This window comes from Caballeronia sp. (genome assembly GCF_049581465.1).
In the GTDB taxonomy this organism is placed as follows: Bacteria; Pseudomonadota; Gammaproteobacteria; order Burkholderiales; family Burkholderiaceae; genus Caballeronia.
Genome location: NZ_JBAUSA010000695.1, coordinates 1 through 2,294, shown reverse-complemented (window position 1 = coordinate 2,294; position 2,294 = coordinate 1). Strand labels below are relative to the sequence as shown.

General features: G+C 57.1%; 4 protein-coding genes. 1 reads left to right on the top strand and 3 read right to left on the bottom strand.

The features are described 5' to 3' along the window. The coding region (locus tag WCA53_RS17100; protein WP_423912893.1) for an SDR family NAD(P)-dependent oxidoreductase at nt 1-263 on the top strand (263 nt) is incomplete at its 5' end. 140 nt (nt 264-403) lie between these two features. Here the strand turns inward: WCA53_RS17100 and WCA53_RS17095 are convergent. From WCA53_RS17095 to WCA53_RS17085, 3 genes are all read right to left on the bottom strand, one after another. Then, on the bottom strand, nt 404-1,381 hold the full coding sequence (locus tag WCA53_RS17095; protein WP_423912890.1) for a LysR family transcriptional regulator: 978 nt from the start codon (nt 1,379-1,381) through the stop codon (nt 404-406). A gap of 256 nt (nt 1,382-1,637) precedes the next feature. Further along, nucleotides 1,638-2,051 carry a hypothetical protein gene (locus WCA53_RS17090; protein WP_423912885.1) on the bottom strand — a complete coding sequence of 138 codons (414 nt, stop codon included), beginning with the start codon at nt 2,049-2,051 and terminating at the stop codon, nt 1,638-1,640. Between the two features lie 86 nt (nt 2,052-2,137). After that, nucleotides 2,138-2,260 (bottom strand): hypothetical protein, encoded by a 123-nt coding sequence (locus WCA53_RS17085; RefSeq protein ID WP_423912896.1) that lies wholly within the window; start codon nt 2,258-2,260, stop codon nt 2,138-2,140. Nucleotides 2,261-2,294: the final 34 nt, after the last annotated feature.

Here is a 2,294-nt window from a genome sequence, read left to right as displayed (position 1 = left end):
CCAAGGGCGGCCTGAACTCGGCCACGAAGTCGCTGGCGATCGAATACGCAAAGGCAGGCATTCGCGCTAACGTCGTCTCGCCGGGCATCATCAAGTCGTCGATGCACCCCGTCGAAACCCACGCTGGACTCCACGGTCTCCACCCGATGGGCCATATGGGCGAGATGAGCGATATCGTGGACGCTGTCCTGTATCTGGATTCGGCACCGTTCGTGACGGGCGAAATCCTGCACGTTGACGGCGGCCAGAGCGCAGGTCACTAAGCACCACGCATCAAGCGCATTAAACACTAAGCAATCCCGAGCGCCGCTAGCCGGCGCTCGTTGCGTTAACTACGATAAAGACAAGCAGTACGGATTTACTTTGCGCCTCGCCCGGAGCGCAAGCAACTGTGACGTAATTCTCAGACGTCTATCAACATCTCGTTTTCGCAACGATCCAGACTTTGCACAATTGTCCCCGTGTCATCAGGGACAGGTCGGCCGGCCGAGCGAAAAAACTCCACGCAGAAATCCACGAACGTCCTGAGCCTCGCTGGCATTAGTTCACGATGCGCATAAAATAGACAAATCTCGACGTCGCTGTCTGGCGCAGAGCACTCCGGCAAGACGTGCGCGAGACGACCCATGGCGATGTCCTCACGAACCATCGCTCCAGGTAACGTGGCGATGCCCGTTCCCGTGAGCGCCGCCGCTCGCAGCAGCACTTCGTTGCCATCCATGGATGACATGGGGAACACGCTGACTCTTTTTCCGTCCTCCACGAAATCGATGAAGTCCGCGCCCTTCTGCCTCGACTCGGGGTCCAAAAGCAGAAAATGATTGCTCAGTTCCGACGCGGTTTTCGGAGCCCCGTACTGCTTAAGATAACCAGGTGCCGCGACGAGGATGCGCGGTGACTTGGATAGCGTCCGTCGAATCACCGCGGATTGCTCGACCAGATGAGGCGGAAGGATCGCCATATCGAAAGGGCTGTCATATAGATTCACCGCTCCCTCCTGAACGGAAACCATGAGGTTCACGTTCGGGGCGATGGCGAGATAGCTCGATACCAGTCGGGAGAAGGTTTCGCTCACCAGCATCGGGTGCACGGCAAGCCGCAGCCTTCCGCTGTCGACTTCACGCTCCTGCGTAATGCGTCGATTCGCTTCGTCGAGTTCTTCCAGCAGACGGCAGCAACTTAGATAGTACGGCTGCGCCGCGTCGGTCAACGAGACAAACCGCGTTGTCCTATGCAGGACTCGCGTCTGGATATTTGCTTCGAGCTTGGCGATCGCTTTCGAGATAGAGCCGGTGGTCACGCCCAACGATGCGGCGGCCTTGCTAAAGCTGCGATGCCGTGCGGCTGCGACAAACGCCCGCAACATGTAAAGCTGGTCCATCTCCACCCTCGGTGATAAATTTACGAATAAAATATCCGCCCGTCGAAATTGTTATGGATGACGAAATTTAAACGGATCGATCGGCCGTTTCCAGAACTTCCATCGTGGAACCGTCTTACGGCGTTTGCAGATTCAGATTGTTGAACTATCGCGTAGGAATGAGAGTAGCAATGTTTCCAGATTGCACACGCGGTTTGTGATGATAGAGGTATCTCAAAACCAGATACCTCCTCGACGATGCGATCCAGCGCTAGCGCTAGCGCCTGGTAATCCCCACGCCGAGACTGCGAATTAGAGCCCGGAATTTTTCTTCGTTTTCAAACCGGACTACCAGTTGTCGATCGCCTGCGCGCAAACACAAACTGGCGGCCTCTTTACGCGTGGCAATCATGGCGGCGGTTTCCGCGTCTTCACAATCGATCAGCAGCGCGGTGCCTTTGATTGTCAGTGCCTTGCCTCTTTTCCGGGTGGTCGTGATGAAGGATTCCACCGTTTCCGGCAGCGGTTGGTCATCCCGGGCCTGAAGAAACGCTTGAAGTTCCGCGATATCATGCCCTTTCTCAATAGCTTCAAGGGCCTTGCCACGATCGAGTCGCCAACTCTGTCCCGTTGCCTCCACGCACCACGTGTCCAACGTCAGGAATTCTTCCGTCGACAGTTTCCCTTCCACGACATTCACCTGCAGACCGGGCAAAACTGAAAGCCTGACGCCCGGTTGGGTCGCGGCGACCGTTGTAGACGAGACCATCGTAGCGGCTAAAGAATTGCAGGTCGTCGGTCCCCCACGTATGGAAACGCGGCACCCGCGGCCGTCAGCGTGATTCCCGCCTCGGCCGCAAGTGCCACGGCCCGCGCCGCGAAACCTGCCGGCGTTGACAGGTCGATGAAGTAGCCGCCTTTAGGGTCCGTCCAG